General features: G+C 69.7%; 21 protein-coding genes and 1 pseudogene. 6 read left to right on the top strand and 16 right to left on the bottom strand.

What is annotated here, in order from left to right; translation table 11 throughout:
- Positions 1 to 60 precede the first annotated feature (60 nt).
- The 4 genes from Aut01nite_RS24310 to Aut01nite_RS24295 form a co-directional block, all read right to left on the bottom strand.
- Positions 61 to 2,424 (bottom strand): glycoside hydrolase family 65 protein, encoded by a 2,364-nt coding sequence (locus tag Aut01nite_RS24310; protein ID WP_043522650.1) that lies wholly within the window; start codon positions 2,422 to 2,424, stop codon positions 61 to 63.
- A 25-nt stretch (positions 2,425 to 2,449) separates the two neighbouring features.
- Positions 2,450 to 3,190 (bottom strand): HAD family hydrolase, encoded by a 741-nt coding sequence (locus Aut01nite_RS24305; protein ID WP_043522855.1) that lies wholly within the window; start codon positions 3,188 to 3,190, stop codon positions 2,450 to 2,452.
- 91 nt (positions 3,191 to 3,281) lie between these two features.
- On the bottom strand, positions 3,282 to 3,764 hold the full coding sequence (locus Aut01nite_RS24300; protein ID WP_052163216.1) for an ATP-binding protein: 483 nt from the start codon (positions 3,762 to 3,764) through the stop codon (positions 3,282 to 3,284).
- Between the two features lie 96 nt (positions 3,765 to 3,860).
- Positions 3,861 to 5,144 carry an ABC transporter ATP-binding protein gene (locus Aut01nite_RS24295; RefSeq protein ID WP_043522651.1) on the bottom strand — a complete coding sequence of 428 codons (1,284 nt, stop codon included), beginning with the start codon at positions 5,142 to 5,144 and terminating at the stop codon, positions 3,861 to 3,863.
- 913 nt (positions 5,145 to 6,057) lie between these two features.
- Here Aut01nite_RS24295 and Aut01nite_RS24290 point away from each other — a divergent pair.
- Positions 6,058 to 6,255, top strand: coding sequence for a PspC domain-containing protein (locus tag Aut01nite_RS24290; RefSeq protein ID WP_043522652.1), 198 nt, complete (start codon positions 6,058 to 6,060; stop codon positions 6,253 to 6,255).
- Between the two features lie 713 nt (positions 6,256 to 6,968).
- On the opposite strand, the gene Aut01nite_RS24285 is transcribed toward Aut01nite_RS24290, so the two are convergent.
- From Aut01nite_RS24285 to pdxH, 7 genes are all read right to left on the bottom strand, one after another.
- Complete coding sequence (locus tag Aut01nite_RS24285; RefSeq protein ID WP_043522653.1) at positions 6,969 to 7,715, bottom strand: DUF4230 domain-containing protein; 747 nt, start codon at positions 7,713 to 7,715, stop codon at positions 6,969 to 6,971.
- Positions 7,716 to 7,889: 174 nt separating this feature from the next.
- Positions 7,890 to 9,065 (bottom strand): acyl-CoA dehydrogenase family protein, encoded by a 1,176-nt coding sequence (locus Aut01nite_RS24280; protein WP_043522654.1) that lies wholly within the window; start codon positions 9,063 to 9,065, stop codon positions 7,890 to 7,892.
- Between the two features lie 49 nt (positions 9,066 to 9,114).
- A complete protein-coding gene (locus Aut01nite_RS24275) occupies positions 9,115 to 9,411 on the bottom strand; it encodes a type II toxin-antitoxin system VapB family antitoxin (protein WP_043522655.1) in 297 nt (98 codons plus the stop codon).
- A 35-nt stretch (positions 9,412 to 9,446) separates the two neighbouring features.
- Entirely contained in the window at positions 9,447 to 10,106 is a 660-nt protein-coding gene (locus Aut01nite_RS24270; RefSeq protein ID WP_052163217.1) for a nitroreductase family protein, read from the bottom strand.
- Positions 10,106 to 11,026, bottom strand: a complete 921-nt coding sequence (locus Aut01nite_RS24265; RefSeq protein WP_043522656.1) for an aldose 1-epimerase family protein — start codon at positions 11,024 to 11,026, stop codon at positions 10,106 to 10,108. Before Aut01nite_RS24265 ends, Aut01nite_RS24270 begins: the two co-directional genes overlap by 1 nt.
- Before the next feature lie 10 nt (positions 11,027 to 11,036).
- Positions 11,037 to 11,171 (bottom strand): hypothetical protein, encoded by a 135-nt coding sequence (locus tag Aut01nite_RS44400; RefSeq protein WP_268871679.1) that lies wholly within the window; start codon positions 11,169 to 11,171, stop codon positions 11,037 to 11,039.
- Positions 11,168 to 11,791 (bottom strand): pyridoxamine 5'-phosphate oxidase, encoded by a 624-nt coding sequence (pdxH, locus tag Aut01nite_RS24260; RefSeq protein WP_043522860.1) that lies wholly within the window; start codon positions 11,789 to 11,791, stop codon positions 11,168 to 11,170. The genes Aut01nite_RS44400 and pdxH overlap by 4 nt, the downstream gene beginning before the upstream one ends.
- A 213-nt stretch (positions 11,792 to 12,004) precedes the next feature.
- Between pdxH and Aut01nite_RS24255 the strand changes: the two genes are divergently transcribed.
- From Aut01nite_RS24255 to thpR, 4 genes are all read left to right on the top strand, one after another.
- Positions 12,005 to 13,111, top strand: a complete 1,107-nt coding sequence (locus Aut01nite_RS24255) for a citrate synthase 2 (protein WP_043522657.1) — start codon at positions 12,005 to 12,007, stop codon at positions 13,109 to 13,111.
- Between the two features lie 2 nt (positions 13,112 to 13,113).
- Positions 13,114 to 14,232: a phosphoserine transaminase gene (gene serC, locus Aut01nite_RS24250; protein WP_043522658.1), complete on the top strand. Its 1,119-nt coding sequence runs from the start codon at positions 13,114 to 13,116 to the stop codon at positions 14,230 to 14,232.
- A gap of 214 nt (positions 14,233 to 14,446) precedes the next feature.
- The gene (gene sepH / locus Aut01nite_RS24245) at positions 14,447 to 15,508 is read left to right on the top strand and encodes a septation protein SepH (RefSeq protein WP_043522659.1); all 1,062 of its coding nucleotides are present in this window, start codon (positions 14,447 to 14,449) and stop codon (positions 15,506 to 15,508) included.
- Positions 15,457 to 15,996 (top strand): RNA 2',3'-cyclic phosphodiesterase, encoded by a 540-nt coding sequence (thpR, locus tag Aut01nite_RS24240; protein WP_204037670.1) that lies wholly within the window; start codon positions 15,457 to 15,459, stop codon positions 15,994 to 15,996. Before sepH ends, thpR begins: the two co-directional genes overlap by 52 nt.
- Positions 15,997 to 16,617: 621 nt before the next feature.
- Here the strand turns inward: thpR and Aut01nite_RS24235 are convergent.
- The 4 genes and pseudogenes from Aut01nite_RS24235 to Aut01nite_RS24220 all read right to left on the bottom strand — a co-directional run bounded on the left by Aut01nite_RS24235 (position 16,618) and on the right by Aut01nite_RS24220 (position 21,296).
- The gene (locus tag Aut01nite_RS24235) at positions 16,618 to 17,148 is read right to left on the bottom strand and encodes a hypothetical protein (protein ID WP_236642523.1); all 531 of its coding nucleotides are present in this window, start codon (positions 17,146 to 17,148) and stop codon (positions 16,618 to 16,620) included.
- A gap of 862 nt (positions 17,149 to 18,010) precedes the next feature.
- Positions 18,011 to 19,253 (bottom strand): annotated as a pseudogene (locus tag Aut01nite_RS24230) (MFS transporter); the annotation flags it as partial.
- Positions 19,254 to 19,317: 64 nt separating this feature from the next.
- The gene (locus Aut01nite_RS24225; RefSeq protein ID WP_043522865.1) at positions 19,318 to 19,749 is read right to left on the bottom strand and encodes a MarR family winged helix-turn-helix transcriptional regulator; all 432 of its coding nucleotides are present in this window, start codon (positions 19,747 to 19,749) and stop codon (positions 19,318 to 19,320) included.
- A 116-nt stretch (positions 19,750 to 19,865) separates the two neighbouring features.
- Complete coding sequence (locus Aut01nite_RS24220; protein WP_236642524.1) at positions 19,866 to 21,296, bottom strand: NCS2 family permease; 1,431 nt, start codon at positions 21,294 to 21,296, stop codon at positions 19,866 to 19,868.
- Positions 21,297 to 21,528: 232 nt separating this feature from the next.
- On the opposite strand from Aut01nite_RS24220, the gene Aut01nite_RS24215 reads away from it, so the two are divergent.
- Positions 21,529 to 21,735: a DUF2530 domain-containing protein gene (locus Aut01nite_RS24215; RefSeq protein ID WP_052163219.1), complete on the top strand. Its 207-nt coding sequence runs from the start codon at positions 21,529 to 21,531 to the stop codon at positions 21,733 to 21,735.
- A 3-nt stretch (positions 21,736 to 21,738) separates the two neighbouring features.
- Here Aut01nite_RS24215 and Aut01nite_RS24210 read toward each other — a convergent pair whose 3' ends face one another.
- Positions 21,739 to 22,560, bottom strand: a complete 822-nt coding sequence (locus tag Aut01nite_RS24210) for a DUF3027 domain-containing protein (RefSeq protein WP_043522663.1) — start codon at positions 22,558 to 22,560, stop codon at positions 21,739 to 21,741.
- Positions 22,561 to 22,618: the final 58 nt, after the last annotated feature.

Genomic DNA, 22,618 nt, shown 5'->3' with positions numbered 1-22,618 from the left:
TCGCTCGACGAGAACGGCCCCCGCCCTGATCAGGGCGGGGGCCGTTTCGCATGCCCTCGTTCAGTGCACCGCTCTCCGGACCGGCGCGCGGCCGTGCGGCTGCGCCGGCGCCGGGCCGGCCGGGACCGGGCCCGGGATCGGCATGGTCACCGGGCGCACCTGGGTCACCTCGAGCTCCTTGCCGTGATGCAGCAGGGTGAGCCGGGCCTGCCCGCCACCGTTGCGCAGCGAGTACGTGACCTCGTCGGAGGTCACGTTCACCCGCAGCCGCAGCCCCCGCCAGAGCAGCGAGAACTCCAGGTTGTTGATCCGGCTGGGCAGGCGCGGGGCGAAGCTCAGCTGCCCGTTGTAGTCGCGCATGCCGCCGAGGCCGGCGACCAGCGAGATCCAGGTGCCGGCCAGCGAGGCCACGTGCACGCCGTCGCGGGAGTTCTGGTGCAGGTCGTGCAGGTCCATCAGGGCGGCTTCGCCCAGGTAGTCGTGGGCCAGCTCGAGATGCCCGGTCTCGGCCGCCAGGACGGCCTGGATGCAGGCGGAGAGCGACGAGTCCCGTACGGTCCGGGCGTCGTAGTAGGCGAAGTTGCGCGCCTTCTCCTCCGGCGTGAACGCGTCACCCCTGATGTACATCGCCATCACCAGGTCGGCCTGCTTGATCACCTGCTTGCGGTACAGGTCGAAGTACGGGAAGTTCAGCAGCAGCGGGTACCCCTCCGGCGGGGTGTTCTCGAAGTCCCACTCCTGCAGCCGGGTGAACCCCTCGCACTGCTGGTGGACACCGAGCTCCTTGTCGTACGGGATGTGCACGGCCGCCGCCGCGTCCCGCCACGACGCCGTCTCCTCGTCGTCGACACCGAACTTGCGGCTCAGGTCGGGGTGGCGCTTGCAGGCGTCCACCGCGGCCATCAGGTTCTGCTGCGCCATCAGGTTGGTGTAGACGTTGTCGTTCACCACCGCGGTGTACTCGTCCGGGCCGGTGACGCCGTCGATGTGGAAACGCCCGTGCCGGTCGTGATGCCCCAGCGACCGCCACAACCGGGCCGTCTCGACAAGCAGCTCCAACCCGACCTCACGCTCGAAGTCGTAGTCGGCGGTGGCCTGGACGTAACGCCGGACCGCGTCGGCGATGTCGGCGGCGATGTGGAAACCCGCCGTGCCGGCCGGCCAGTAGCCCGAGCACTCCTGGCCCCGAATGGTCCGCCACGGGAACGCGGCGCCCTGCAGGCCGAGGGTCTGCGCCCGCTCCCGGGCCAGATCCAGCGTCGAATGCCGCCAGCGCAGCACGTCGGCCGCCGCGGAGGGCTGGGTGTAGGTCAGCGCGGGCAGCACGAACGTCTCGGCGTCCCAGAACGTGTGACCGTCGTACCCCGGGCCGGTGAGGCCCTTGGAGCCGATCGGGCGCTGCTCGGCACGGGCGCCGGCCTGCAACGTGTGGAACAGGCCGAACCGGACCGCCTGCTGCACCTCCGGGTCGCCCTCGACCTTGACGTCCGAGTGGTCCCAGAACCCGTCCAGGAACTCCCGCTGCTGCTGGACCAGACCCTCCCAGCCGTCCAGGCGGGCACTGGCCAGCGCCGCGCCGACCTGGTCCCGCAACGCGGGCAGCGAGCGCATGCTGGACCACCCGTACGCCGCGAGTTTGACCACCCGCAGTTTCTGGCCCGGCTCCAGCCGGCAGGCGACAGTGGTGCGCAGCCAGTCGGGGTGCCCCTCGGTGGTGATGGCGTGGCGCCCCGGCGTCTCCACCGAGTGCTCCATGGCCGCGGCCATCCGCAGGTCGCTGGCCTTGGTCCGGTGCACCAGGATGCCGCCGGTCCGCTGCTCCAGCATCTCCTCGGCCTGCAACGGCCGGTCCAGCACCGCGGCGACGCGCGGGTCCTTGCTCATCGGCGGCAGCTGCTCGTTGGCGACCAGCTCCGACTGCAGGATCAGGCGGGTCGACTCGTGGAGCGGCTCCACCTCGTAGAGGAACGCGACGACCGCGCGCTGGGTGAAGGAGACCAGCCGGATGGTCCGAACCCGGACGCCCTTGCCCGACGGCGACACCCACTCGACGACCCGCTCCAGCAGGCCGGCCCGCAGATCCAGGCACCGCTCGTGCGACAGCAGCTCGCCGTACCGTACGTCGAACGGCTCATCGTCGACGAGCAGGCGCATGAGCTTGGCGTTGGTGACGTTGACCATGGTCTGGCCGGACTCGGGGAAGCCGTACCCCGCCTCCGCGTGCGGCAGCGGGCGCAGCTCGTAGAACGAGTTCAGATAGCTGCCGGGAAGGCCGTGCGGCTCGCCCTCGTCCAGGTTTCCGCGTATCCCGATGTGGCCGTTGGAGAGCGCGAACACCGACTCGGACTGGGCCAGCAGGTCCAGATCGAGCCGGGTCTCCCGGATATGCCAAGGGTCGACGGGGTAGGCCCGTTCACGGATCACGGTCGTGCCTCTCGTAACTGAGTCTTTATTGCGGGAGCAGTTCGGACAGGTCTGTCACCACCACGTCGGCACCGTGTTCACGCAGCGCCTCCGCCTGACCGACCCGGTCCACCCCGATCACGATGCCGAACTCGCCGGCCCGCCCGGCGGCCACGCCCGCCTGAGCGTCCTCGAACACAGCACACTGCGCGGGCTCGAGGCCGAGCAGTTTCGCACCGTGCAGGAAGGTGTCCGGCGCGGGCTTGCCGGGCATGCCCAGCTCGCGCGCGACGACGCCGTCCACCCGGGCCTCCAGGAGGTCGGCGATCCCGGCCGCCTCCAGGACGTCCTTGCAGTTGGCGCTCGCCGACACGACCGCACGGCGTAGACCGGCGGCCTTGGCGGCCTTCAGGTACTCCACCGATCCGGGGTAGACCTGGACGGCGCCTTCCTTGATCTTCTGTAGCACGAGGATGTTCTTGCGATTGCCGATGCCGTTGACGGTCTCCCGATCGGGGGTGTCGTCAAGATCGCCCTCCGGCAGCGTGATCGCACGCGAGGCCAGGAACGTCCGGACGCCGTCAGCACGCTGACGGCCGTCGACGTATCGGTGGTAGTCGGTGCCGGAATCGAATGGCACAAAAAGTTGATCATGCTTTTCGGCCCACGATTCGAGGAACTCGTCGAACGTCTGTTTCCACGCGGCACTGTGCACGAGCGCGGTCTGCGTCAGCACCCCGTCGAGATCGAAAAGGCAAGCGGTCACCTGTGAAGGAAGTCCGAGCACGCGCCCAATGTAGCCGGACACGCTCGCCGGCGAGAGGCGAAGGGCGGCTTCACATTTCCACGATGCTTTACATGCCGTTCAACCTGCTGTTTCACCGGGAATCCGGGATGCCCCCCAGGGCGATCCGCAATCCGATCGAGGTACCGATCGGGCCGGTGGCCGTGGTGACCTCGTCGCACAACTGGTGCGCGAGCCACAGACCACGTCCCCCGACCTGGAACGTCTCCGGGGTGCGCACGCCGTCCAGATAGGCGCCCGGGATGCCGGGACCGGAATCGGTCACCACGCACCACATCGATCCATCCTCGATCTTGAGGACGATCCGTCCCTGGCCGCCGGCGTGCAGCACCACATTGGTGATCACCTCGTTGAGGGCCAGCACGTAACCGTCCAGCCGGTCACCGGCGAGCCCCGCCGCCACCAGCAGCCCGGTCGCCTCGTGCCGCAGCAGGGTGATGTCGTCCGGCCCGAAGGTCCGGTCCAGCAGCACCGGCCACTCCCGCGGCGGGGCGGCGTCGAGCCTCGGCTCCCCGTCGAGAGCCGCCCGAACGCTCTGGCCGATCCTGTCCTCCACCGTCGTGCAGCCTACGCGCTGTGGCCGACCGATGGCGGGAGGCGTCGTTCAACGCGCCCAGAAGTGGCGCATGTCCCATTAAGGGCTTATGGGCGATCAGCGCCAGCCGACGTCGATCCGGGCCCCCCGCTCGTCGAAGAGGTGGATCGCGTCCAGACGGACCGAGACGGCCAGCGGGTGCCCGGAGGACACCGCCGGGTACGGGGCCAGCCGCACCGACAGCTCAGCCGGCTTGCGGTGGTGCCGGCCCGGGTCGCTGAGCACCCCGACCTGACCCTGCGGGGCCATCGGGTCGGGCACGCCGGAGCCGGTCAACCGCTGGATCACGCGCTTGAACGCCCCACCTCCACCCGACGGCGACGCCGCCTGGGCGCCGATCTCGTCCACCACGATCGCGGTCGCGCCGATGTCCAGGTACGCCAGCGACTCGTGCCCGTGGTGCTCCAGATAGCGGATCCGCCCCTGGAAGACCGGCCCCTGAGTGTCCGGGGTGACCGGGGTGAGCGCCTCCGCCCGGATGCCGACTACGATCCGCTCGCCGTGATAGCGCGACAGCGCCCGCGTCCGAGGGTCGTTCCACGGCAGGTAGAGGGCCTGCTCCCCGAAGTTCAGCCCGATGTACTGGTCCAGGTGCACGTAGACCGAGGCTTCGAGCAGGTTCATCTTCGGCGAGCCCAGGAAGGCCGCGACGTACAGCGTGGCCGGGCGCCGGTAGACCTCGGTGGGCGTCCCCACGTCCTGCAGGATGCCCTTGCGCATGATCGCCACCCGGTCGGCCATGGTCAGCGCCTCGGCCTGGTCGTGCGTCACGTACATGGTCGTCACACCCAGCTCACGGGTCATGCTGGTGATCTCGGCGCGCAGCTCGGCACGCAACCCGCTGTCGAGGTTGGACAACGGCTCGTCCATCAGGAACAGCCCCGGCCGGCGCACCATGGCACGGCCCATCGCCACCCGCTGCCGCTGCCCGCCGGAGAGCTGACTGGGCCGCCGGCCCAGCACCTCACCGATCCCGAGCGCGCCCGCGATGGCGCCGATCCGGTCCTGCCGCGGCGCCGGCTCGACACCGGAGAGCTTCAGCGGGAAGCCGATGTTCTCCGCGACGGTCATGTGCGGATAGAGCGCGAAATCCTGAAACACCATGGCGATGCTGCGGTCCCGCGGTGGCAACTCCAGAACGGGTTCGCCGTTCAGAAGGATCTCTCCCCCGGTGGGGTCCTCCAGCCCGGCGATCATCCGGAGCACGGTGGACTTCCCGCAGCCGGACGGGCCGAGCAGGACCATGAACTCGCCGTCCTGCACCTCCAGGCTGACGTTGTCGACGGCAAACGTGCCGTCCGGCCAGATCTTGGTGACGTCTTTGAGCGCGACGGTGGACACCGTCAACCTCCCGCGATCGAGTGCAGTCCCGAGCCCACGACGGTCGGCGATCGGGCACTAACTCTGCGAGTGCCTTCGATACTCCACCATCGGACGAAAGTGCCATTTGCACATAGTGATCAATCGATTACAGAACCCAGAACGCTGCAGGTCATTGTTGTGCACGTTCACATAACCCTTTTGTTGGGTACGCTCCCAACCGTCCCCCAGCCCGGCAAGCCGCCTCCCCGAACGGCCTCCCCGGCGAGCCGCCTTCTCGAGCCGGCCCTCCCCCATCACTGAATCGGCCCTTCCTCGGCACCGCTACGCCAGTCGCCCGCTTCCGGTCCGCGGCGGTTCTCTCACACCACGCCCCGGTACGGGCCACGCAGCGTCCCGTGACTCGCGGCGGCGACGGCAGGCATCCCCTCACGGCCGTCCCCCGAGTACCACTCATGCATGCCCGTCCCGGTCACCCCTCCAACGGCGTACGCCTCAGCGGCCCCAAGCCGCACCTCCGGCGTACGCCTCAGCGGCCCCAGCCGCCCTGCGGCACACGCCTCAGCGGCCCCAGCCGCCCTCTGGCACGCCTCAGCGGCCCCAGCCGCCTTCCAACGGCACACACCCGGCAGTGAGCGCGACCCGGCGGCCGGCCCGCCTTCCCGCCGACAACCCCTCCACGCCGCCACCTGCGGCACCGTCCGGTGGACACCGCCCGAGAGCACCCTCAGCAGTCACCCGGCAGGTCGCGGCCCCGTAACCCTGAGCCGGAAGCATCCCGGGTTAACGAAAGGCGTCTACCGGGTACGGGTTCCCCTTACGGGAGCCTCGTCGCCAGCATCCGCCCATGGGATGAGGGAGGCGGGCTCTGCCATACCTACCGTCGAAGTGGTCCGGGAGGAAATTCCGGACCACCGCCGAAGGAGTGGATGAAGTGACCAGCCCCCTCAGGACCCGCTCGTTCTCCCGCCCGCGTCACAACCGCCGGATCGCCGGCGTCTGCGCCGGACTGGCCCAGCGTTTCGGGATGCGCCCCGGGATGGTGCGGCTCCTGTTCGTCCTGTCCTGCCTGCTGCCCGGCCCGCAGATCCTGATCTACCTGGCCCTCTGGGCCATCATGCCGAGCGAGTGACCCCTCGTCACCACCCCGTCATGACGGGAACCAGCGACACACCGTCATGACGGGAACCAGCGACACACCGTCATAGCGGGACCAGCGACACGCTGCCATGACCGGAGTGAGCGACATCCCGTCAGATCGTCGTGGCCCGCCGCAGCTGACACCCCCGTGACCGCACCGTCGTGACCGAAGCGAGTGACACGCCGTCACCGCACCGCCATGACCCGAGCCCGCGTGCCCCGAGCGGCACGCGGCTCCCGATGACCACCGGCCGGCAACTCTCCCCTGTTCACGCCGGCCGGTGACAGCCGGTGGGCCGTTCCCCGGGCAACGACGCCCGGGGAGCGGCCGCACCGCGGCAGCGGCGCCCGCCGACGGCTCCTCCACCGCGAGGGCCCTACCCAGCAGCCGCCCCGCCCTCTCCGCGAAGCGCGAGGCCCGAGGCCCGAGGCCCGAGGCCCGAGGCCCGAGGCACGAGGCCCGAGGCACGAGGCCCGAGGCCCGAGGCGCCAGGCACGAAGCACGAGGCACGAGGCGCCAGGCACGAAGCCCCCAAGCGCGAGGCACGACGCGCGAGGCGCCGAAGCCCACAGACGACAACCGCCCGCAGGCCCTCCCCGAGGCAGGCCTGCGAACGAATTCCGGAAAGCCGCCCTCCCGGTGCGATGATCCGTGACGGTGACCGTTGCATCGAGGCTGGTCACCGTCTGCTCCGGAGGCCCCGCTTACGGGCTGGTGAAGGTGACAGTGACCGTCGTGTAGCCGAGACGGGCGAAAAGGCTCTCCAGCATGCGCTGCGTGTTCTCCCGGGCTCGTTCGTCCAGCCCGCTGGCCCGGGCCGCCTCGGTGATCTTCTCCTGAGCCATCTGGTAGACCCGCTGCTGCTTGGCCGGATCGTCCCGGAAGGCGTCACCGATCCGGTCGAAGAGGCCCCGCTCCTCCGCCACCACATAGCTGCGCTGCATGTCCAGGGATGCGCTGGACTGCTGGGGCGGCGGCAGGGTCAGCTCGATCGTCTTCTTCTCCTCGTCGATCTTGAGGGCGTCGCCGGCGAGGGTGCTGAAGTCGACATAGGTCTCCACGGTCCCGGAACCGACGAACAGGGTGCGCCGGTTGACCAGGAAGTCGGGGATGTTGTCCCGGTTCTCCTGGAGGTCGACGATGACCTGGAAGGTGCCGTCGGCCGCCACGTAACGGTGCAGGTCGCGCATGGACTCCAGCAGCACCGGCTGGCTGCGGTCGGTGGTCTGATCGGCGAACGGGTTGTCGAAGCTGGGCAGCACGTTGATCGCCCGCAGCCCGAAGCAGGAGAGCACGAGCAGCGCGAAGACGAACCCGACGAAGATCAGCAGTCGCGCGAACCCACTGGGTCGATGCTCCGGCTCGGCCACCTGTGCCGGCGTCGCCGCAGGCGCCGCGGGGTCCGCGACGACGGGGAACTCGCTGGTGGCCGAACTGCCGGACGAGCCCACGGCCGAGCCCCCCAACGACGGGCCGGGCCCGGCGGAAGAGCCGGCAGGACCGGCAGCGGAGGGCCCGGGGGATGCGGGGCCGGACGAGGTGGGGTCAGGAGAGGCGGGGGCAGGCGAATCGGCCATGCCCCAACGGTACGGATCGGGTACGACATTTCGCATCCGGAGCGCGGCTCAGTGCGCGAAGGCGTTCAGTCCCGTCAACTTCTGCCCGATCGACAGCTGATGGATCTCCGATGTGCCCTCGTACGTCAGCACACTCTCCAGGTTGCTGGCATGGCGCATCACCGGGTACTCGCTCCGGATCCCGTTGCCCCCCATGATCGTCCGGCACTGCCGAGCGATCTTGATGGCTTCCCGTACGTTGTTCAGCTTCCCCACACTGATCTGCTCCGGCCGCAACGGCTTGTCGATCGCGTCCCGCAACCGTCCCAGATGCAACGCCAGCAGGAACCCTTTCTGCAGCTCCAACGCCATGTCCGCGAGTTTCGCCTGGGTGAGCTGGAACCCCGCGATCGGCCTGCCGAACTGCTCCCGCCCCGCCGCGTAGTCCAGTGCCGTGTCGAGACAGTCCCGAGCCGCCCCGAGCACTCCCCAGATGATGCTGAGCCGCGCTTCGGTGAGGCAGGACAGCGGCGCCATGAGACTGCGGGCGCCGGGCAGTCTGGCGCTCTCCGGTAGCCGTACGCCATCAAGAGTGATCTCACCTGTGCTCGACGCCCGCAGTGACATCTTGTGATCGATCGCGTGGGCGGCGAAGCCGGCCACGTCGGTCGGGACCACGAACCCGACGACGCCTTTCTCGGCTTTGGCCCAGATCACCGCCACGTCGGCGATCGGCGCGTTGAGGATCCAGGTCTTCACTCCGTCGAGCACCCAGTCGTCGCCGTCCCGGCGGGCCCGGGTGGACATGCCGGTGGGGTCGGAGCCGTGGTCGGGTTCGGCGAGCCCGAAACAGCCGATGGCCCGGCCGGCGGCGAGCGCGGGCAGCCAGTGGGATCGCTGTTCCTCGGAGCCGTAACGCCAGATCGCGTACATCACCAGTGATCCCTGCACCGAGACCAGGGAGCGGATGCCGGAGTCGGCGGCTTCGAGTTCCATGCAGGCGAGGCCGAGGGAGACCGTCGACGACCCGGCCAGGTCGTAACCGGTCAGGTGCATCCCGAAGAGGCCGGCCTTGCCGAGTTCGACGGCGAGGTCCCGGATCGGGGCCCGGCCCGATTCATACCATCCGGCGACCTCGGGACGAACGTGATCGTCGGCCACACGGCGGGCCAGAGCGCGGGCGTCGCGTTCTGCTCCGCTCAGCAGGTCGTCAAGATCCAGCAGGTCAAGCGGTCGGACACCCATGAAATCAAGCTAACGGGTGCCCGTCCAACATCGACAGGTGCTGATCGAATCACTCCTCCAGGACGAGCACCCTGGCGTGGATCTCCTTGCGCTGCTGCAGGGCCGCCCGCAGTGCCCGGTGCAGGCCGTCCTCCAGGTAGTAGAACCCCTGGTACTCGACGACGTGCGGGAAGAGATCACCGTAGAAGGTCGAGTCCTCCGCGAGGAGTTTGTCGAGCGCCAGCTCACGCTTGGTGGTGATCAGATCCGCGAGCCAGACCTTGCGCGGAGGAATCTCCGCCCACTTCTTGAGCGTGGTGTTGTGATCGGGGTACGGGGCTCCGTCCCGGACCGCTTTGAAGATCACAGCGGCCGCCCTTTCCGTGAGAACCGTATGCCAGCCTAACCGCGGGCCGGCCGGACCCCGCCCGCCGAAGCTTCCGAAGCCTCCGAAGTCGCCGAAGCCCACCGGCCATGATGCACCACGTCCGCCACCGGCCGGTGGCCGCGGCGGAGTGACGGTGACCTCTTGTCCGCGCCCCGGTATCCGACGGTGAGCGCCCCGATCGGGCTGAACTCCGCCGGCACCCCGAACGCGTCCTTGACGGCCGTTATCTTCCCCGCGGGAAGCCCGATGAAGCATGATCCGAGGTCTTCATTGACCGCGGTCAGGTGCATGAGCAGAGCGGCGAAGCCGGTGTCGATGTCCCAGTACGGCACCGGCCAGCGCGACTCGTCCCGATCCGTCCAGCCCTTGTCGGACTCGGCGTATCGATCGAGGTAGACCGATTTGTTGGAGAACGGCACGATGATCAGCGGCGCCGTCCGCATCCGGGCCAGCCAGCCCTCGACCGGGCCCTCCCCCTCCACCGTGGTCGCCCAGAAGAGCTCGCGATCCTCCGGCGACGTGAGCACCAGGAAGCTCCAGCCCTGGGAGAAACCGGCCGACGGCGCCCGCAGGCCGTGCTTGATGATCTTCTCCACCAGGTCCGGCGGGATCGGCCGGTCCGGGTCGTAACCGCGCACCATCCGCCGGCGGCGGACCACCTCGTCGAACTCCATTAAGCGCGGATCCCCCACGAGGTCGACCAGGTCTGGCCGGGTTCGAGGACGACCAGGTCCCGGCCGGTACGGAAGGCGTCCGGCGGGCACGTCATCGGCTCGACGGCGATCGACCGGCGGAACCGCTCACCGTGCAGCGTGTCGGCCGTGAACACCTGCCAGTACCGGAACCTGTCGTCCGCCCAGACCACGATCCGGCGATCCGACGCGGCGTCCGCCAGGGTGACCGCGGTGATCCCGTCGGCGCCGAAGTCGATGTCGCCGAAGGTGGTGTCCAGCACCAGCTCGCCGATCCGGCGCGGCTCGGAGAAGTCGAACTCGGTCCCGGCGATCTTCTGCGCCCCGATCGGCAGCAGCCGGGTGTCGGCCAGGATCCGCGACTTGGCCGGCACGTGCAGGACGGTGTCCTCCACGGTCACCCCGGGCAGCCGCAGGTACGGGTGCACCGAGTACCCCCACGGCGCGTTCGACCCGGCCGTGTTGACGACCTCCTGCGCGCACGTCAGCCCGTCCGCCGAGACGGTCCAGCGGGAACGCAGCAGCAGCGACCACGGGTACCCCACCTGGGCGGGCAGGTCGAACTCCAGCGTCACCGAGTCGGCGGTCCGCTCGGCGAGCCGCCACCGGGACCAGTTGACCAGTCCGTGGATGGCGTTGCGCCGGGCCGGCTCGGTGAGCGCGAGCTGGTACGACTGCTCCTCGAAGGTGTACTGCCCGTCCCGGATCCGGTTGGGCCAGGGTGCGAGGATCTGCCCGGCCGATCCCGGCGAGATCTCGTCGGTGCCGAACCCGTCCAGCACGTCGGCCCCGTCCACCGAGTACGACCGGAGTGTCCCGCCGACCTCGACCAGGACGGCACGGTGTCCGTCCGCCTCGATCGACCACTGGATCCCGGACCTGGCCCCTGACTCTGCGCTCATACCGGGGACACTATCGGTCGTCCGCTCCGTCCGACTCGGGCCGGTATCGGATCAGCGCCGGCGAGGTGAGCCCCGGCACCACGGCCAGCCCGGCCGCGACCAGACCGCCACCGGCCCAGGACGTGCCGGCGGTCCCGTTGCTCAAGGCGCGAGCCTCTCCACGGTCCAGCCGTCACCCTCGCGCCGGAATCGCAGCCGGTCGTGCAGCCGGCTGCTGCGCCCCTGCCAGAACTCCACGCTCTCCGGCCGCACCCGCAGTCCACCCCAGTGCGGCGGCGCCGGCACCGGACCGTCCCCGAACCGCTCGGCCGCCCGGGCCAGCCCTTCGGCCAGCGCCTCCGGACCGGGCAGGACCGTCGACTGCGCACTCGCCCATGCGCCGAGCCGGGACCCGCGCGGCCGGGACGCGAAATACTCCTCGGTCTCGGCTCGGCTCACCCGCTCCACCGGCCCGGCCACGATCACCTGGCGCTGCATGGGAAACCACGGGAAGACCAGGCTGGCGTACGGGTTGATCGTCAACTCCGTACCTTTGCGCGACTCGTAGTTCGTGAAAAAGACGAAACCGTCCTCGTCGTACCCCTTGAGAAGGACCGTCCGCGCCGACGGCCGTGCCTGACCGTCCGCCGTCGCCAGGATCATCGCGTTGGGTTCCGGCAGGCCGAAGGCCGCCGCGTCGGCGAACCAGGCGGCGAACTGACCGGTCCAGTGATCGGCCAGCGCGCCCTCCACCAGCGGCGGCCACTCGGTGTAGTCCCGGCGCATCCCGGACGGCGACGGCGGTTCGGTGACCACACCTGCTCCTCACGCTCGTTCCAATCGGCCCATGGGGCGGAAACGACGTTAAGTCCCGCACCACGAAACGTCAGGTGAACCAGGATGGGTGTCATCGAGAGCACAATCGCGATGGGTCGACCTTGCCGTTACCCGGGAGGCAGGATGAATCACCCACCGCTGTTCGGTTCCACAGGGAGTGCCGTGACCGACTTCAAGCCGGGGCTCGAGGGCGTCATCGCCTTCGAGACCGAGATCGCCGAGCCCGACCGGGACGGTGGCGCGCTGCGATACCGCGGCGTCGACATCGAGGACCTGATCGGGCAGGTCTCGTTCGGCAACGTCTGGGGCCTGCTCGTGGACGGCCGGTTCGGTCCCGGCCTGCCGCCCGCCGAGCCGTTCCCGGTGCCGGTGCACTCCGGTGACATCCGGGTCGACGTGCAGTCGGCGGTGGCCATGCTGGCGCCCTACTGGGGCCTGTCGCAGATGTTCGACATCACCGACGAGCAGGCCCGCAAGGACCTGGCCCGAGTCTCGGTGACCGCGCTGTCCTTCGTCGCCCAGGCGGCCCGCGGCCTCGGCCTGCCCGCCGTCCCGCAGAAGGACATCGACAAGGCCGAGACCATCGTGGAGCGGTTCATGCGCCGGTGGCGCGGCGAGCCCGACCCCCGGCACGTCAAAGCCGTGGATGCGTACTTCATCTCGTCCTGTGAGCACGGTCTCAACGCGTCCACCTTCACCGCTCGGATCGTCGCCTCCACCGGCGCCGACGCGGCGGCCTGCATCTCCTCCGGGATCGGCGCGCTCTCCGGCCCGCTGCACGGCGGCGCGCCCACCCGGGTGCTGCAGATGATCGAGGACGTGGAGCGCAGCGGCGACGCCGAGTCGTTCGTGAAGGACGTGCTCGACCGCGGTGACCGGCTGATGGGTTTCGGCCACCGGGTCTACCGTGCCGAGGACCCGCGCGCCAAGGTGCTGCGACGGATCGCGAAAGACCTGGGCGCCCCGCGGTACGAGGTGGCCGAAGCGCTCGAACGCGCCGCGCTGGCCGAGCTCCACGAGCGCAAGCCGGACATGCAGCTGTGGACGAACGTGGAGTTCTGGGCCGCCGTGGTGCTCGACTTCGCCGAGGTCCCGGCGCACATGTTCACCTCGATGTTCGCCTGCGCCCGGATGGCCGGCTGGAGCGCGCACATCCTCGAGCAGAAGAAGCTGGGCCGGATCCTGCGGCCGGGCCTCCACTATGTGGGAGCGGAGCCGCGGAAGCCGCAGGAGGTCGAGGGCTGGCATCAGCTGCCGCATAATGTGTGACTGTGGCTGACATCCGGATCCCTGACGAGATCAAACCCGTAGACGGACGTTTCGGCTCGGGCCCGAGCAAGGTCCGCCCCGAGGGTGTCGAGGCGCTCTCCGCGGTGTCCCGCACGTTCATGGGCACGTCGCACCGGCAGAAGACGGTGAAGGACCAGGTCGCCCGCCTGCGCCGCGGCCTGGCCGAGTTCTTCTCGATCCCCGAGGGGTACGAAGTCGTTCTCAGCAACGGCGGCACCAGCGCGTTCTGGGAGGTCGCCACGTTCGGCCTGGTTCGGGAGAAGGCCCAGTTCGCCGAGTTCGGCGAGTTCGGCGCCAAGTTCGTGCAGGCCGTCACCTCCGCACCGTTCCTGGCCGAGCCGACCGTGCACCGGGCGCCGGCGGGCCAGGCCGCCTATCTGACCGCCGAGGCCGGCGTCGACGTCTACGCCACCGTGCAGAACGAGACCTCCACCGGAGTCGCGGTCGGAGTCCAGCGGATCGCCGGGGCCGACCCGGGCGCCCTGCTGCTCACCGACGCCACCTCGGGCGGCGGCAGCCTGGACGTGGACGTCAGCGAGACCGACGTCTACTACCTGGCCCCGCAGAAGGCGCTCGGCTCCGACGGCGGCATCTGGCTGGCCCTGTTCTCGCCGGCCGCGATCGAGCGGGCCTTCGAGATCAAGGCGACCAAGCGGTACATCCCGCAGTTCCTCGACCTGGTGACCGCCATCGAGCAGTCCCGGCTGGAGCAGACGTACAACACCCCGGCGCTGGCCACCGTCTTCCTCGCCGCCGAGCAGGTCGACTGGATGAACGCGCAGGGTGGTCTCTCCTGGGCGGTGAAGCGCAGTGCGGAGAGCGCGGCGGCGATCTACGGCTGGGCCGATCGTTCGCCGTACGCGGAGCCGTTCGTCACCGATCCGGCGCTGCGCTCGGCCGCGGTCGCCACCATCGACTTCGCCGAGGGTGTGGACGCGACGGCGATCGCCAAGGTGCTCCGGGCCAACGACGTGGTCGACACCGAGCCGTACCGGAAGCTCGGCCGCAACCAGCTCCGGGTCTCCCTCTACCCGACCGTGGACCCGGCCGACGTGACGGCTCTCACCGCCTGCATCGACTACGTGGTGGAACGGCTCTGAATCACTCCACCGGTGTTCAAGGCGGTTGACGGGCGGGTAGACGTACGCGTAAATGGGAGGGCGGCAGCGGAGGCGAAGATCATCTCTGCTGGTCAGCAGTTTGACGGCGTGGCTTACCCCCATAGGGTGACCAAGGCGCGTACCGTGTTCCGAAACGCGCCCCCGTGAATGAGGCTCGGGAGCACAGGCCAACGCGACGAGACGGAGGCAACGCATGCGGCCGGTACGCTTCGTCGCCCTCTCCGAGGACGGACAGGCTTTGGTGCTCGCCGACGAGGTGGGTCGCCTTCTAGCCCTTCCCATCGACGACCGGGTCGCCGGCGTGCTGACCGAGGGCCCCGCACCGGCGGGGGCCACGGTGGCGGTGCTGACGGCCGAGGCCGCGATGCCGTCCCTGTCACCACGGGACATCCAGGCCCGCATTCGCTCCGGCGAGTCCGCCGAGGATGTGGCCCGCATCGCCGGTGTGCCGGTCGACCGCGTTCTGCGCTATGCCGGCCCGGTGCTCCAGGAGCGCGCCATGCTGGCGCAGCACGCCCGCCGCACCCGGCTGAAGACGTCCGACTCCGGTCAGCCGCTGTCCGAGGTGGTCGACAGCCGTCTCTCGCAGCACGGCATCGACACCGAGAAGATCTCCTGGGACGCGTTCCGCAAGGACGACGGCACCTGGCGGATCATCGCCACCTGGCCGTCCGGCAAGGCCACCGCCCAGGCCATCTGGGACCTCGACAAGGGCCGCCAGGTGGTCTCGCCGCACGACGACATGGCGCAGTACCTGTGCGCCGAGCGGCCCACCCAGATCCTCGGCCAGGAGCCGGCGCCCGAGCGCGGTGGCCACGGCCTGCCCGGGCCGGCCCGCAGCACCGAGCCCAGCCGTGGCGGCCACGGCCTGCCCAGCGCCGACCCCGCCGCCCGCAGCTCCACCCGCGACTCGATCCGGGCCAGCCGCGACGCGCTGCTCGCCTCGCTGGACCGGCCACTGGAAGGCTCGTCCGGCCGCAACCTCGAGTCACCAGCCACCCGCCGCCCGGTCGCCGGCGGCGCCGCGGCCCTGCTCGGCGGCGGGTCCGGTTCCGCATTCGACGACGACGCCGACCTGCCCAAGGAGGTGCCGGCCGTTCCGTCCCTTGCGGTGCTGCGCCCCCGCCGCACGGTGGGTCAGGCCCCGCAGTCCGCCAACAGCGAGGCGGAGGAGACCAACAAGCCACGCAAGCGCCTTCCCAGCTGGGACGACGTCCTGTTCGGCGGCGGCCCGGCGGCCCGCGAGTCCTCCTGAGCCGCCTGTTCGTCGCCCTCTTCCCTCCGGAAGAGGCCCGCGACCATCTGCGCCGCCACCTGCCGCCCGGCGCCGCCCGGCGAGCGGACAAATGGCACGTCACGCTGGCTTTCCTCGGCACGGTGCCGGATGACGCCGCGCCCGTCGTCACGCATGCCCTCGACGGTGTGCCGGCACCCGGGCCACTGCACCTGAGGCTTGCGGGTGGTGGCCGTTTCGGATCAGTGGTCTGGGTCGGGCTACGGGGTGATGTGGAGCCGCTGGGCGCCTTCCGAGAGCAGATCCGGTCCGCCCTGGACGATGCCGGCTTCCCGATCGACGGGCGGCCGTTCCGCCCGCATCTGACGATCACCTACCGCTACGACGCCCGCATCCTCTCAGCCCTCGACAGTTATGTCGGCCCGTCCTGGACCGCCGACCTCCTCACCCTGGCCAACAGCCACAACGGCGACTACCACCACCTGTGGACCCACCCCCTCCCCCATTGAACCCCCCTTCCACGCGATCTTGTGACCTTGCGGCCAACCGGTGCACCACAAACCCCCACATCCACACACTCCCTCGCCCACCCGCTCCCCCGCCGAACACCCTCCGCGTTGATCTTGTGAGTTTGCGGCGAGCCGGTGCACCACGAACGCACAAGATCCACGTTGTCGTCACGCCGGCCGCGTGCGCCTTAGCGGCGTTGGGAGAAACCCCGGAAGGGGGACGGTCCCCGCCGCGGGCAGGCCGACCACGTCGATCGGCCAGCCGGAAACGTCACGCAAATGACGGATGTCGCCCGGCCGGCCCACACCCCGGCCGCTGCCGAGGCGGCCATGGTGCGCACCCGAGTCGAGCCGGGCACTCCCCGCCGGGGGGCCGAGGCGGGCGGTCATGGAGCGCACCCGAGTCCAGCCGGGCACACCCCGCCGGAACCGCGGCGAGCGACCGTGGCGCGCCCCAGTCGAGCCGGGCACTTCCCGCCGGAACCGCGGCGAGCGACCGTGGTCCGCACCCGAGTCCAGCCGAGCCCTCCCCGCCGGGCCCGAGGCGAGCGACCGTGGTCCGCACTCGAGTTCAGCCGAGCACTTCCCGCAAGGGCTGGCACGGTCACCGGAGCGGGTTGATCAGCAGCGGAGGGTCAGGCCGGCGGCTTCCAAGAGGGCCTCGACTCGCTGGCGTTCGAGGTCGCGTTCGGCGCCTTGCAGGGACTCCAGGCGCTCCGGAATGTCCAGGCACCGGCAGGCCATCTGCAGGCGGGTGTCGTAGCCGCGCATGACGGCCGCCAGCCACACCTCCGAATGGGTCGCCAGGCCGTTACGGCGCTGGCGGTCGAGGCGGCGCAGATGGTAGGCCAACTGTTCGATCGGCGGGGTGCGGAGGCTCGCCAGGCGGGGTGCCGGGTCCCAGGTCCGCAGGGAGCGGTCGACCCGGCGCCAGGTGCGCTCCTCGCGGCTCGGGGGTCCGCGGTGGACCCGGCGGCGTGCCCGGGGGGCCAAGTGACGGGTGTCGGCACGCTCACGGTTGTCTGCCCGCAGCTGCTGGCGGCCCTTACGGGTCAAGAGGCGGCGTAGGCCGGACGGGTCGCCGCTGAGCAGAATCGTCGCGGCGCACGGAAGGATCAGCAGCGCTGACAGCGCCGCCGAAAGCACAGCCATGTGCGCGATCGCCACGGTTCGACGCTAGGCCCTGACTCGCCGGTCCGGAATACCCGTTCGGGGGAGCCTGCTGTGCCAACATCATCCGCTCTGACCTCGTGATTCCCTCGAAAGAGGCGATCGTGAGGAGATTCCGTATTTCCCCGGATTCCAACGCCGCCGAGACCCGGTGAGGTACCGATCCGGGCCTTCGGGAGCAGTGACGCCAGACCCGCTGATGTGCCGGAAATCACTCTGGAGCTCTCCTGGTCTACCACTGACTGGACTCCCGGGTGGTCGCGTCGATGGTGCGGCCACCCGGCTTTGGGTCAGACCGGCGCTCTCGATTCGGAACGTGTCAGGGGTTCGGCGTGCGCCCGGAAACCCGCCGGCACTCGCGGCGTGCTCTCCGGCACCTCACCGCCCTCGTCCGCCGTCGAGCGAGAGCCCGAAGCCGACGAGTGATCTGGAACCACGGACGAAGACGCGTGACCTGGAGCCGCGGACGAAGACAGGTGATCTGCAGCCGCGGACGAAGACGGGTGACCTGCAGCCGCGGACGAAGACGAGTGACCTGCAGCCGCGGACGAATCTGAAGCGGAACCCGTGGCCGGGCCGAACACCGGAACAGGACTCGGGCCCGCAGCCGTTACCCGGCCAGAGGATGAGGCGGGGGCTGAGGACGACGCCGGGGCTAAGGACGACGCCGGGGCTGAGGCAGGAGACGAGGACGCGGTAGAAGACGAGGCCGGGGCCGGGGCCGGGGCCGGGGCCGGGGCCGGGGCCGGGGCCGAGGATGAGGATGAGGATGACGACAGGGCTGAGGATGACGCCGGGGCCGGGTCAGAGGACGAGGAGGGGTCGAGGGCTTCGGGGCTGAGGACACGTACGCGAGGGCGTGGGCGTACCGAAATCTTGATCTTGTCGCCGGAGACCCGCAGCTGCCAGATCAGCGCGCCCACCGCCGCCGCGAAGCTCACCAGGCCGGCCGCCCAGATGCTCGACGGCACTCCGAAGTGCTCGCCCCACCAGCCGGACAGCGAGGCCCCGATCGGTGTGGTGCCGAGGAAGACCAGGACGTAGAGGGACATGACGCGACCCCGGAATTCCGGGTCGACGCCCATCTGCACCCGGTGGTTGCAGCCCTGCGCCAGGTAGATCGAGAAGAAGCCGGTCGGGACGAGCAGGATCGCGGCGGTGACGAAGTTCGGTGCGAAGCCGACCGCGAACTCGAAGATCCCGAAGAGCAGCGCGGCGCCGATCACCGGGTAGGCGCCGGGCCGGGAACGCCGCCGGGTGCCGGCCATGGCCCCACCCAGCGAACCGATCGCCAGGCATGTGGTGAGCAGGCCGAACGTCGACGGGCCGGCGTTGAAGTCGATCTTCGCGAGGGCGGCCAGGGTGACCGGGAAGTTGAAGCCGATCATGCCGATCACGGCCATCAGGCAGATCGGTAGCAGTAGGTCGTGGCGCTTGCCGACGTACCGCAGGCCGTCGATCACCCGGGCGCTGCCGCGGGACTTGCGCTCGGACCGGTGCAGGTCGGCGGGCCGCATCCGCAGATAGGTGAAGACGGGGGCGATCGCCAGCACGGTCGAGATCAGGAACACGGCGGGTGTGGAGAGCAGCGCGAGTAGCACACCGGCCAGCGCGGGCCCGCTGATCCGGGCCACGTTGAAGGTGGCGGCGGAGAGCGCCAGGGCGTTGGGCAGCAGGCGCAGTTCGACGAGTTCGGAGACGAACGCCTGCCGGACCGGGGTCTCGACCGCGTTCGCGACGCCGAGGAACAGCGCGGAGACGAACACGTGCCAGAGCTGGACGACTCCGGCGGCGACCAGCACCGCGAAGACGATGGCGAAGAACGCGAAGGCGGCGTTCGCGGCGATGAGGATCTTACGCTTGTCGTACCGGTCGGCGAGGCGGCCGCTCCAGAGGGTCAGGAGCATGACCGGTACGAATTGCAGCGCGGTCACCGTCCCCAGGGCGCCCGGGGAGTTATCGGAGAGTTCGAGGACCAGCCAGTCCTGGGCGGTGAACATCATCCACACGCCCATCAGCTTCACCAGTTGGCCGACGGTGAAGAGCCGGTAGTTCGGGACCTGTAGGGATCGGAACACGGCGTTCAGAACAGCCCCCTCGAGTCGTACGCGTCATCGCCGGGTGACGAGAGCGGAACGACCCGGGTGGCGGTCAGCCGCGGGCGATCCGGTGCAGGATCTCGGCGGCGGTCGCCAGGGTTTCCTGTTCCTCAGGGGTGAGCCGGTCCAATGCCCCGGCCAGCCACTCGTTGCGGGCCCGCTCATGCAGCGCGTAGACGGCCCGTCCCTCATCGGTGGCCTCCAGGATGACCTGGCGTCCGTCGGTGGGGTGCCGTCTGCGTGCCACGAGCCCACGCTCTTCCAGCTTGCCCACGATCTTGGTCATCGTGGGGGGCTGGACCCGTTCCACATCGGCGAGCTCACGAGGAGTCAGCGTGCCGGCCAGTTGGAGGCTGGTCAGCGCGGAGAGCTGGCTGAACGTCAGGTCACCGACCGGTCGGGCCTGCCGGGCTCGCCGGCTGAACCTGATGATCGCGTCGCGCAGTGTCTTGGCCAGCGTGTCCGCCGTCGTGCGCTCCGTCATCATCACCGCTCCGTCACGATCCTTAGCTTAGCTAACAAGCTCGGGGTCGACATCTTTCACCACGTATGACAGCCGTCACCGGGCACGCTAGCGCACCCGGTGACGGCTACCGGACCTCAGAGGATCCAGGCCTCCAGCGGGCCCCGGGCGAAGTAGAGGACGAACAGCGCCGCGATGCCGTACATCAGCGGGTGGATGTCCTTCGCCTTGCCGGTGGCGAGCTTCAGGACGACGTACGAGATGATCCCGGCCCCGATGCCGTTGGAGATCGAGTACGTGAACGGCATCAACGTGACGGTCAGGAACGCCGGCACCGCGATCGTGTAGTCCGACCACTCGATCTGCCGGATCGTGGTGATCATCAGGAAGCCGACGACGACCAGCGCGGTCGACGCCGCCTCGAACGGAACCACCTTCACCAGCGGGGCGAAGAACATCGCGACCAGGAACAGCACACCGGTCACCAGGCTGGCGACACCGGTCCGGGCGCCCTCGCCGACACCGGAGGCGCTCTCCACGTACGAGGTGTTGCTGGACACGCTGGCCGCACCACCGGCCGCCGCGGCGACCGAGTCGACGAGCAGGATCTCCTTGGTACGCGGCGGCATGCCCTCGGCGTCCAGCAGCTCACCCTCCTGGCCGACGGCGACCATCGTGCCCATGGTGTCGAAGAAGTCCGTCACCAGCAGCGTGAAGATGAACATCAGAGCGACCAGCGGGCCGGCGGTGGTCCACGAGTCGAGCACGTTGAACTGGCCGATCAGCGACAGGTCCGGCACGTCGATGATCTTCTCGGGCAGCGCCGGCACGTTCAGCGACCAGCCACCCGGCTTGGCCACCGCCTCGACGATGATCGCCAGCACGGTGGTGCCGAGGATGCCGATCAGGATCGCGCCCTTGACCTTGCGGACGAAGAGCACCAGCGTGAGCAGGAGACCGATGACGAAGACCACGATCGGCCAGGTCATCAGCTTGCCACCCTGACCCAGGCCGACCGGGACGGTGGTGTTGGCGGCATCCGGGACCCGGGTCACGAAGCCGGCGTCGACCAGGCCGATGATCATCAGGAAGAGGCCGATGCCGACCCCGATCGCGGTCTTCAACTGGGCCGGCACCGCCTTGAACACGGCGGTGCGCAGCCCGGTCAGCACCAGGATCGCGATCAGCACACCCTCGATGACGACCAGGCCCATCGCGTCGGCCCAGGTCATCTCCGGCGCGATCTCGTACGCGACGAGCGCGTTCACACCGAGACCGGCGGCCAGCGCCAGCGGGAACCGGGCGACCACACCCATCAGGATCGTCATCACACCGGCGACCAGCGCGGTGCCGGCCGCCAGCGCGGTGATCGGCAGCTGCGCGCCGGACTTGTCCGCCCCACCGGCCAGGATCAGCGGGTTGAGCACCACGATGTAGGCCATCGTGAAGAACGTGACGATGCCGCCGCGGACCTCCCGGCTCAGCGTGGAGCCGCGCTTGGTTATCTCGAAGAACCGGTCGAAGGCGTTGTTCGCCGTTCCGGCAGCCGGTTCGGTATCAGCAGACATGGGACTCTCCGAAAGATGACGCAAGATCGACGCGCGCATGCTTTCAGATGCAACTACCACGGTAAAAGCGAAGTGATGTTACAACTCTCACGCGCTACGCCGATGCGGTACGTAATGGCCGTACCCTGTCGGAGTGAGTGACCTGTCTCCCGCCACGCAAACCGGTGAGCCCCTACCGGTTCTCGCCGTGGTGACCGGGACGAAACCGCGGCCCGAGCCCCTGGACCCGCCCATGGTCCCGTTCGCGCTCGCCGGCGTCGCCGCCTTCGCCGTCGCGTCCCTGATCACCTGGCTGGCCGACGCGCCGCAGCACTGGGTCGTGATCAGCCTCGCCGGCCTGGTGTGGGGCCTCCCGGGCACCCTGACCATGGTGGTCCACGACCGGAAACGCAAGCGCCGCCGGGCGCTGACACACCCGGAGTTCAGCGCCCGCGACTGAGTCTCAGCTGTGGCCGTAATCCTCGGCCGGCTCGCCGGACTCCACCGAGCCGTGCCCGCGGCTGACCGCCACCGACTCGACCTCACTGTCGTCGTACACCGTCGGGAGTTCGTCGACCGGCTGCGCGGTGGCGCTGAGCAGGGCCTCGGAGTGGGCGCCGCAGCCGTGGTCGGCGCTGACCGCCCGGCCGTCGTCGGGGGCGTAGAGGTTGCCGCAGACGCCGAACATCGACCGCAGCGAACCGGCCAGCGGCAGGTAGAAGCCGCAGGCGCCGCAGCGGGCGTTGCGCGGGGCGGCGGCGGAGATCGGGGCCTCCGGGCCGGCGTCACCGTCGTACCACCGCTGGGCCGTCTCCATCCGGCCCTCCATCGACATCACGCGGGACCGGCCCAGGCCGAGCTCCCACGACACGGCCTCGACGGCGGCGTCGTCACTGAGCACATAACCCGGGGTGAGACGGTCGTCGTCGGGCGCGGTCGGCATCAGGTCGCCGACACCGAGGTCGCCGGGCTGAACCCGCTCGTTCCACGGCACCCAGCCGGGGGCGAGGAGCGCGTCGGGGCCGGGCAGCAGAACCGTCTCGCAGACGGTCACGTGCCGGCTGCGCGGGACACGGGTCACCGTGACGGCCCAACGCCAGCCCTTGTAGCCGTCGAGGTGACTTTCGAAGAAGTGGGTAACCACACGGTCGCCCTCGGCGACGGCGTCGAGATGGTCACCGATGTCGCCGGGGTCCACTTCGGTGATGGCACCCCTGGCCACCCCGACAGCATCGGCACAGACCTGGTCGAGTCGGGCGGCGCGGGAAGTGGTCCTGGAGGTCACCCGCCCATTGTTGCCTACCGAACCCGGAAGCCCACAACGACTCCCCAGATAGCCGGAC

The organism is Actinoplanes utahensis, assembly GCF_016862455.1.
Lineage (GTDB): Bacteria > Actinomycetota > Actinomycetes > Mycobacteriales > Micromonosporaceae > Actinoplanes > Actinoplanes utahensis.
This window is presented reverse-complemented; position numbering and strand designations above follow the sequence as displayed.

Excerpts from the sequence above, each read along its gene's own strand:
- Aut01nite_RS24280 (WP_043522654.1), bottom strand. The coding sequence starts at position 9,065 with ATGGGTGTCCGACCGCTTGACCTGCTGGATCTTGACGACCTGCTGAGC.
- Aut01nite_RS24270 (WP_052163217.1), bottom strand. The coding sequence starts at position 10,106 with ATGGAGTTCGACGAGGTGGTCCGCCGCCGGCGGATGGTGCGCGGTTAC.
- Aut01nite_RS24265 (WP_043522656.1), bottom strand. The coding sequence starts at position 11,026 with ATGAGCGCAGAGTCAGGGGCCAGGTCCGGGATCCAGTGGTCGATCGAG.
- pdxH (WP_043522860.1), bottom strand. The coding sequence starts at position 11,791 with ATGCGCCGGGACTACACCGAGTGGCCGCCGCTGGTGGAGGGCGCGCTG.
- sepH (WP_043522659.1), top strand. The coding sequence starts at position 14,447 with ATGCGGCCGGTACGCTTCGTCGCCCTCTCCGAGGACGGACAGGCTTTG.
- Aut01nite_RS24235 (WP_236642523.1), bottom strand. The coding sequence starts at position 17,148 with ATGGCTGTGCTTTCGGCGGCGCTGTCAGCGCTGCTGATCCTTCCGTGC.
- Aut01nite_RS24225 (WP_043522865.1), bottom strand. The coding sequence starts at position 19,749 with ATGACGGAGCGCACGACGGCGGACACGCTGGCCAAGACACTGCGCGAC.
- Aut01nite_RS24220 (WP_236642524.1), bottom strand. The coding sequence starts at position 21,296 with ATGTCTGCTGATACCGAACCGGCTGCCGGAACGGCGAACAACGCCTTC.
- Aut01nite_RS24215 (WP_052163219.1), top strand. The coding sequence starts at position 21,529 with ATGGTCCCGTTCGCGCTCGCCGGCGTCGCCGCCTTCGCCGTCGCGTCC.